Origin of the sequence: Streptococcus sp. NLN76 (genome assembly GCF_015686645.1) — a bacterium.
Taxonomy (GTDB): domain Bacteria; phylum Bacillota; class Bacilli; order Lactobacillales; family Streptococcaceae; genus Streptococcus.
Genome location: NZ_JADPMS010000058.1, coordinates 1 through 8,716, shown reverse-complemented (window position 1 = coordinate 8,716; position 8,716 = coordinate 1). Strand labels below are relative to the sequence as shown.

The 8,716-nt window shown below is 41.3% G+C and carries 7 protein-coding genes; all 7 read left to right on the top strand.

Going from position 1 to position 8,716, the window contains the following annotated elements; translation table 11 throughout:
• Positions 1–409, top strand: a 409-nt coding sequence (locus I1A59_RS08590; protein WP_196091203.1) for a transposase, incomplete at its 5' end; no start/stop codon positions are given.
• A 434-nt stretch (positions 410–843) separates the two neighbouring features.
• The gene (gene mnmA / locus I1A59_RS08585) at positions 844–1,965 is read left to right on the top strand and encodes a tRNA 2-thiouridine(34) synthase MnmA (RefSeq protein ID WP_196092364.1); all 1,122 of its coding nucleotides are present in this window, start codon (positions 844–846) and stop codon (positions 1,963–1,965) included.
• 132 nt (positions 1,966–2,097) lie between these two features.
• On the top strand, positions 2,098–4,014 hold the full coding sequence (gene mnmG / locus I1A59_RS08580) for a tRNA uridine-5-carboxymethylaminomethyl(34) synthesis enzyme MnmG (RefSeq protein WP_196092363.1): 1,917 nt from the start codon (positions 2,098–2,100) through the stop codon (positions 4,012–4,014).
• Positions 4,015–4,348: 334 nt separating this feature from the next.
• Positions 4,349–6,322: a DHH family phosphoesterase gene (locus I1A59_RS08575; RefSeq protein WP_196092362.1), complete on the top strand. Its 1,974-nt coding sequence runs from the start codon at positions 4,349–4,351 to the stop codon at positions 6,320–6,322.
• Positions 6,319–6,771: a 50S ribosomal protein L9 gene (rplI, locus tag I1A59_RS08570; RefSeq protein WP_196092361.1), complete on the top strand. Its 453-nt coding sequence runs from the start codon at positions 6,319–6,321 to the stop codon at positions 6,769–6,771. Before I1A59_RS08575 ends, rplI begins: the two co-directional genes overlap by 4 nt.
• A gap of 22 nt (positions 6,772–6,793) precedes the next feature.
• The gene (dnaB, locus tag I1A59_RS08565) at positions 6,794–8,143 is read left to right on the top strand and encodes a replicative DNA helicase (protein WP_196092360.1); all 1,350 of its coding nucleotides are present in this window, start codon (positions 6,794–6,796) and stop codon (positions 8,141–8,143) included.
• A gap of 2 nt (positions 8,144–8,145) precedes the next feature.
• Positions 8,146–8,421 (top strand): Veg family protein, encoded by a 276-nt coding sequence (locus I1A59_RS08560; RefSeq protein ID WP_196092359.1) that lies wholly within the window; start codon positions 8,146–8,148, stop codon positions 8,419–8,421.
• Positions 8,422–8,716: the final 295 nt, after the last annotated feature.

The following is an 8,716-nucleotide window of genomic DNA, read 5'->3' as shown; positions in this document are numbered from 1 at the left end:
TGGTGCTAGCGAAGAATGTTTTCAACTTTACCGAAAACGAGGACAGTCTGAAAATTTCATAAAAGAGATGAAGTCTGGATTTTTTGGGGATAAGACAGATAGTTCAACTCTAATCAAGAATGAAGTTCGTATGATGATTTCTTGCTTGGCCTATAATCTTTCCTTATTTATGAAGCATCTAGCTAGTGGGTCTGTGAAGAATTTGACGATGAAACGTTTTCGGAAACTGTTTGTGAATATAGCTGGAAAATGCGTCAAAAGTGCTAGAAAACAAATTCTAAAACTGTCTAATCTCTATTCTCTGAAGGATGAGTTTCAGGCTCTCTTTGAGCGAATTTCCAGACTAGATTTCTCACTCCCCGTTCTCTATGCAGTAAGGGATACCAGTCCTCCTTTGTTAGGAAATTAGGATACCGAATCAAATAGAATACATTTTTAAAAATCGAGAGTCGCACCAAGGGCGGAGTCTACCCTTTTTAGGGTGGTAAGACAGCAGACCCATCTTTATTTATAGAAAAGCTTGATCGTTCATAAAAATCATCAGAATTGCAATTGTTTATTGCTTGTTTCTGATGATTTTTTTGATAGTTACGCAAAGATATTCAGGGTATGAATAATTCGGGTTAAAACTATTTTCCTCATCTTTCTAATGTAACACAGAGGACATTTTCATATTCGATTTACTTAAGACATTATCACTTTCGAATGATACCTCCACTGAACACAAAAATTATTCAGTGGAGGATTTTTGTGTTTCGTGTTATAATAAGCCTTGCTCAAAACGACCTTCAAATCGTTGAAAGCGCGCACGGAAACGTGACAAACGAAAGATGGGAGAAAACTATGAGTGTTCCTTCAAAAACACGAGTTGTTGTGGGAATGAGTGGAGGGGTTGACTCCTCCGTAACAGCCCTCTTGTTAAAAGAACAAGGCTATGACGTCGTTGGCATCTTTATGAAAAACTGGGATGACACTGATGAAAATGGTTTTTGTACGGCAACAGAAGATTACAAAGATGTTGCTGCAGTAGCAGATCAAATTGGAATTCCTTACTACTCAGTCAATTTTGAGAAAGAGTACTGGGATCGGGTCTTTGAATATTTTCTAGCAGAGTATAGAGCTGGTCGAACTCCGAATCCAGATGTTATGTGTAACAAGGAAATTAAATTTAAGGCCTTTCTTGACTATGCGATGGAACTAGGAGCTGACTATGTAGCAACTGGCCACTATGCCCAAGTAGAACGTGATGAAAACGGTCAAGTCCGGATGCTTCGGGGGAAAGATCAAAATAAAGATCAAACCTATTTTCTTAGTCAGTTATCGCAAGAACAACTTCAGAAGACACTGTTTCCATTGGGTCACTTGGAAAAAGCTGAAGTCCGTAAAATTGCTGAAGAAGCTGGCTTAGCAACTGCTAAGAAAAAGGATTCAACAGGAATCTGTTTTATCGGAGAAAAGAATTTTAAGGAATTTCTCAGTAACTACCTACCAGCTACACCAGGTCGGATGATGACCATGGAAGGTCGTGACATGGGGGAACATGCTGGACTTATGTATTACACCATTGGTCAACGAGGAGGACTCGGAATTGGTGGTCAAGAAGGTGGCGATAATCAACCGTGGTTTGTGGTTGGAAAAGACTTAGAACAGAATATTTTATATGTAGGTCAAGGTTTCCACCACGAAAACCTCATGTCAACGAAATTGACAGCAAGTCAAATTAGCTTTACACATAAAATGCCAGAAACTTTTGAAATGAAGTGTACCGCTAAGTTTCGTTATAGACAGCCAGATGCTGAAGTGACAGTTTCTGTAAATGGTGACAAGGCGATTGTCAACTTTGCAGAAGAACAACGGGCTATTACACCAGGTCAAGCAGTCGTATTTTATAACGGAGATGAGTGCTTAGGTGGTGGTCTGATTGACCAAGCTTATATGAATGATCAAGTACGTCAGTACATATAAATTGACAAGTTATCCAAATATGCTACAATACTAAAAAGCAAATACAATGATGGTCAAAGCTCATGGGATTTGCAGGTTTTTTTGCCTGCAATCAAATGAAGCCTTGACCTTTTTTTGTGAAAGGAAGAAAGAATGACAAGACAGTTTGCGGAAACCTATGATGTAATCGTCATTGGTGCTGGCCATGCAGGAGTAGAAGCTTCCCTTGCCGCTGCCCGGATGGGATGTAAAACTCTTTTGGCAACTATTAATATAGAAATGTTGGCTTTTATGCCTTGTAATCCTTCAATCGGGGGATCGGCTAAAGGGATTGTGGTTCGTGAAGTAGATGCTCTTGGTGGCGAAATGGCTAAGAATATCGATAAAACGTATATTCAAATGAAAATGTTGAATACAGGTAAAGGACCAGCTGTCCGAGCTTTGCGTGCCCAAGCAGACAAGGAATTGTATGCTAAGGAGATGAGGAAAACTGTTGAAAATCAAGAAAACTTGACACTTCGCCAAACCATGGTTGATGAAATCTTGGTTGAAGATGAAAAGGTAATTGGGATTCGCACCGCAACCAATCAAGAGTTTGGTGCTAAAACAGTTATTGTGACGACCGGTACAGCCTTACGTGGAGAAATCATTATCGGAGATTTGAAATATTCTTCAGGTCCTAACCATAGCATTGCCTCTGTCAAGCTAGCTGATAACCTCAAAGAGTTAGGATTTGAAATTGGTCGTTTTAAAACGGGAACTCCTCCTCGGGTCAAGGCATCTTCGATTGACTATAGTGAAACAGAGATTCAACCTGGTGATGATGTTCCGAATCATTTCTCCTACCGTTCTAAGGATGAGGACTATTTAAAGGATCAAGTTCCTTGCTGGTTAACGTATACGAATAACGAGAGTCATCAAATTATTCAAGATAATTTACACCGTGCTCCAATGTTTACAGGAGTTGTTGAGGGAGTAGGACCACGTTACTGTCCATCTATTGAAGATAAGATTGTCCGTTTCGCAGATAAAGAAAGACACCAGCTTTTCTTGGAGCCTGAAGGACGAGATACGGAAGAAGTCTACATTCAGGGATTGTCAACAAGCCTCCCAGAAGATGTTCAACGGGAACTCGTACACTCCATCAAGGGGCTAGAAAAAGCAGAGATGATGCGGACAGGCTATGCGATTGAATACGATATGATTCTCCCACATCAATTACGAGCTACCCTTGAAACGAAGAAAATTTCAGGTCTCTTTACAGCCGGTCAAACAAATGGGACATCGGGATACGAAGAAGCAGCTGGTCAAGGTATTATGGCTGGTATCAATGCAGCTTTAAAAGTATTGGGAAAACCAGAACTAATCCTTAAACGAAGTGACGGCTATATTGGTGTTATGATTGATGATTTGGTAACCAAAGGAACCTTGGAACCCTATCGTCTTCTGACCAGTCGTGCAGAGTACCGTTTGATTCTACGTCATGATAATGCGGATATGCGCTTAACTGAGATAGGTCGTTCTATTGGCTTGGTTGATGATGAACGGTGGGAAGATTTCCAAATGAAAAAGACTCGTTTCCAAACCGAAATGGAACGGTTGGAGTCTCATAAACTAAAACCTACCGCAGAAACGAATAAACAAGTCACAGAACTTGGCTTCAAACCGTTAGCGGATGCCCTAACAGCAAAAGAATTCCTTCGCAGGCCTGAAGTAAGCTACGATGACTTAGCTAATTTCATTGGACCTGCTCCAATGGAAATCGATGATAAGGTTAAAGAATTATTGGAAACTGAAATCAAATACGAAGGGTATATTCAAAAAGCACTTGACCAAGTTGACAAGATGAAACGAATGGAAGAAAAACGTATTCCAGCGGATATTGACTGGGATGACATTGATTCCATTGCCACAGAAGCTCGGCAAAAATTCAAACAGATTAATCCAGAAACGATTGGTCAAGCCAGTCGAATCTCCGGTGTCAATCCAGCAGATATTTCGATCCTAATGGTTTATTTAGAGGGAAAATCTCGCAGTATTTCCAAACGTAAAGAACAGGTAAAGAATTAAAATTACATAAGAAACTCGGCTGAATGCAGCTGGGTTTCTTATGTGTAAAGATTAATTGACACTGTATTTACAAAATATTTACTGATCGATGACACTTCACACATCCAGTAAATTCACCCGCATATAGCCATTCTAACGTGGCTAAGTCGTATATTTCTTATTTAAGACTAGGTGGTGATGATTCTTTGTTAATAAAACTTGACAAAAACAGTTGGACCTTTGACATTATAATAGGTTAATGCTAGCCAAATAGCCTTTCTCAAATCCTTGCTTTTTACAGTGAGTTGTTGGTGTAACTGGGCCTTTATGGTAAAATAACAGGAAGAGGTTTAAGATGAAAAGATTTCCCCTATCCCCCTTCCATTATTTTATGATTGGCATTATCTTTTTGGGTATTCTTTCTGTGGTTTGGCAACATTCCATGAATGGTATCCCCATTGCGATTACTATAATATTGATGGGTGCTCTTGTCTTGTTACTCCTATTAGATCAAGAAGTAATTGTCAGTCAGGTGGAAGAAGAACAACAGAAACAACTAGAAGATCGAGTTGAAAACAGCTTGGCCAATCTCATTAACAAGATTCCAATTGGGATTATGAAACTGAACGAGGAAACTGGTCAAATTGACTGGTATAATCCCTACGCTGAGCTCATTTTTGCCGGTGAAGATGGTGTGCTGGATATGCAGACAATCCAGTCAGTTTTGGAGTCTTCTCAAGGAGAAGGCAGTCATTACGTTGCAATTGGAGAGAGAACCTATGCGGTTCATTTGGATCAAAGCGGCCATATGGTTTACTTTTTTGATGCAAGTAGTGAATACAATGCGGCGGAGGAATTAGCAACTACACGACCAGTTATCGGAGCTATCTCTCTGGATAATTATGATGATTTTAGAGATGGCTTATCCGACTCGGAGGTCAGCAGTGTCAACAGTTTTATTGCTGATTTTGTCTCCCGATTTGCGGATGATTATAAGATGTTCTATCGTCGAGTTGATGCTGATCGTTACTACTTATTTACCGATTATACGGTTCTAGACCAACTAATGAAAGACAAGTTCGCGATTATTGATGTGTTTCGAAGCGAAGCAAAGGAGAAGAATCTCCCGCTTACCCTTAGTATGGGGTTTGCCTATGGTGATGGAGATCATGCTTCTATTGGAAAAACAGCCCTCGAGAATTTGAACTTAGCCCTAGTTCGTGGTGGAGACCAGGCCGTAGTACGTGAAAACAGGGAAGGTAAAAATCCGATCTACTTCGGAGGAGGTAGTGTCTCAGCCGTAAAAAGGACTCGTACTCGTACCCGGGCCATGATGACAGCCATCTCAGACAAGATTCGCTCTGCAGACCAGGTCTTTATCGTTGGTCACCGTAATCTAGACTTAGACGCACTAGGGGCTTCCGTTGGAATGCAGAAATTTGCAGAGATTCAAAGTGAGCAGGCTTATGCTGTCTATGATCCAACTGAGTTAGCCCCAGATATCGAGCGTGCCATCAAAAGCTTGCAAGCCGAAGAGAAGACTAAGTTGCTGACCTTAGAGGAAGCCATGCCACGTGTGACTCGTCAATCTCTGTTAATTATGGTGGACCACTCTAAAATTAACTTGACTCTCTCGAAAGAATTCTATGAACAATTTAGCCAGACAATTGTTATTGACCATCACCGACGTGATGAAAACTTCCCTGAAAATGTGGTTATCACTTACATTGAAAGTGGGGCTAGCAGCGCTTGTGAATTAGTGACCGAACTTATTCAGTTCCAAAACGCCAAGTCAAATCGTCTCAGCAAAATTCAAGCTAGCATTTTAATGGCCGGCATCATGTTGGATACCAAGAATTTTTCGGTTCAGGTAACCAACCGGACTTTTGATGTGGCTAGCTATTTGCGAAGCAGAGGCAGTGATAGCACTTTCATTAAGGAAATTATGGCCACAGACTTTGAGGAATATCGACGTGTCAATGAGTTGATTCTCCAAGGCCAACGATTGAGTCCTGCGATTGTTTTGGCAGTAGCCCCAGAAAATATCTATCACTCCACAATTGAACTTAGCAAAGCTGCGGACACAATCCTAAGCATGTCTGGTATAGAGGCAGCCTTTGTCATGAGTCAGCTGGACCCTGATACCATTGGGATTTCAGCGCGTAGTCGCAGTCGAATCAACGTACAGAGAATTATGGAGGAGATGGGCGGTGGGGGTCACTTTAACCTGGCGGCAGCCCAACTGCGAGGTGTAGACCTCTCCATGGTGACGACTCGGCTAAAAGATGTTATTATAAATGAAACGCAAGAAAAGGAGACGGATAGATGAAAGTTATTTTCTTAGAAGATGTAAAAGGTAAGGGAAAAAAAGGTGAAATCAAGGAAGTTCCGACAGGTTACGCACAAAACTTCCTCATCAAGAAAAATCTAGCCAAAGAGGCCACTGCTCAGGCAATTGGGGAACTCCGCGGTAAGCAAAAATCACAAGAAAAAGCTCATGCAGAAATGGTTGCAGAGGCAGAAAGCATTAAGGCTCAACTGGCGAAAGAAGAAACAGTTGTTCGCTTTACAGAGAAAGTGGGACCAGATGGTCGGACCTTTGGTTCCATTACCAGCAAGAAAATTGCAGAGGAATTACAGAAACAATTTGGAATTAAAGTTGAAAAACGGAATATCCACCTAGATCATCAGCTTCGATCCATCGGATCCGTCGAGGTTCCAGTGAAACTCTATCAGGATGTGACTGGTGAAATCAAAGTCTATATCCAAGAGGCTTAATTCAAGGATGTAAGGAGGAGAAATGGCCAATCTGGAAGAATTGCGTACTCAACCGCAAGATATTTTAGCAGAGCAATCTGTTCTAGGGGCTATTTTTTTGGATGAAAGTAAGCTGGTTTATGTCCGTGAGTACATTGAACCAGCTGACTTTTTTAAATATGCGAACCGCCTCATTTTTCAGGCCATGATTGACTTGAATGATCAGGGAGATGTCATTGACGCGACCACCATGAGAGCCATTTTGGAGGCCCAAGGAGATCTGGAAAATATCGGCGGTTTTTCCTATTTAGTTGAGGTTGTTAACGCAGTTCCGACTAGCTCAAATGCAGAATACTATGCTAAAATTGTGGCCGACATGGCCATGCGCCGTCGTTTTATTGCCCGTTTAACAGAAAGTATCAACCAGGCTTATGAGGGATCTGCGGGAACAGATGAACTGATTGCAGTTGCCGAAAAAAACCTGATTGATTTAAATGAAAATAGTAATAAGAGTGGATTTCGGAACATCAAGGATATTCTCAATGTAAATTTTGAGAGTCTGGAAGCCCGGTCTCAGCAAACATCTGATGTTACAGGGGTTCCAACCGGATTTATCGAGTTAGATAAGATGACCACTGGATTTCATGAAGATCAACTGATCATCCTCGGTGCTCGACCAGGGGTCGGAAAAACTGCTTTTGCACTGAACATTGCTCAAAATATTGGTAGCAAAACGGGAATGACGGTTGCCATCTTCTCGCTAGAGATGGGAGCTGAAAGTATGGTTGATCGAATGCTTTCATCAGAAGGACTCATTCATAACCATGCTATTAAGACAGGACAATTGACGGATGAGGAATGGCGTAAAGTTACCATTGCCCAAGCCAACCTGGCATCCGCCCCAATCTATATTGATGATACTGCAGGTATCAGGATTACTGAAATTCGATCACGTGCCCGAAAACTAGCTAAAGAAACAGGGAACTTAGGGCTCGTCTTAATCGACTATTTGCAGTTGATTACAGGAACTGGTCGAGAAAACCGACAACAAGAAGTATCGGAAATTTCCCGCCAACTAAAAATTCTAGCCAAAGAGCTAAAGGTGCCAGTCTTGGCTCTCAGTCAGCTATCACGGGGACTTGAACAACGTCAAGATAAACGCCCGGTTCTTTCGGATATTCGTGAATCTGGATCCATTGAGCAGGATGCGGATATCGTAGCCTTCCTCTATCGTGATGACTATTACCGCAGTGAAGGTGAGGAAGATACAGAGCCAAACAACAAGATTGAGGTCATTATAGAGAAAAACCGGAGCGGGGCGCGTGGGACCGTCGAACTCCTATTCCAAAAAGAATATTTTAAGTTTTCAAGCATATCCAAAAGAGAGGAATAACCATGAGTGATGCATTTACAGACGTTGCTAAAATGAAAAAAATTAAAGAGGACATAAAAAACCATGAAGGTAAGATGGTTGAAATGACCTTGGAACACGGCCGCAAACGCCAAAAAACCAAGATTGGTCGTCTTATTGAGGTTTATCCATCCCTCTTCATTGTTGAATACAACAATGTCGGAAGTCTACCTGGCGAAATTACCAATACCTACGTTGAGTCATACACCTACTCTGATATCCTCACCGAAAAAACACTCATTAACTATCTGAGTGAGTGAGGCGGAGCCAGTATCCACAACCATCGTTCTGCTCACAGTTCGATGGTTTTTTATAGTCTTTTCGTTTACTTTTGTATAAGGCAGCGAGTCGTAGACAGCTCAAACATACTAAGATTAGTAGTGAGGAAACCTTCGACGGAAGATTTTCTCACTACTTTTTCTTTATGTTAAAGTAGTAGTGTCTTGTTAAGTCGTACTAGATTTTGGCATTTAATGCCGTAGCTCAAACTGGCAAGACACCTGTTTTAGTTAGAATTTTTTCAAAGTATGTTGGACGTTGAACGTCGTGTATTGA

Bases quoted from the DNA above. Each gene is read 5' to 3' on its own strand.
- I1A59_RS08560 (WP_196092359.1), top strand. From the start codon at position 8,146: ATGAGTGATGCATTTACAGACGTTGCTAAAATGAAAAAAATTAAAGAG.
- mnmG (WP_196092363.1), top strand. From the start codon at position 2,098: ATGACAAGACAGTTTGCGGAAACCTATGATGTAATCGTCATTGGTGCT.
- I1A59_RS08575 (WP_196092362.1), top strand. From the start codon at position 4,349: ATGAAAAGATTTCCCCTATCCCCCTTCCATTATTTTATGATTGGCATT.
- dnaB (WP_196092360.1), top strand. From the start codon at position 6,794: ATGGCCAATCTGGAAGAATTGCGTACTCAACCGCAAGATATTTTAGCA.
- rplI (WP_196092361.1), top strand. From the start codon at position 6,319: ATGAAAGTTATTTTCTTAGAAGATGTAAAAGGTAAGGGAAAAAAAGGT.
- mnmA (WP_196092364.1), top strand. From the start codon at position 844: ATGAGTGTTCCTTCAAAAACACGAGTTGTTGTGGGAATGAGTGGAGGG.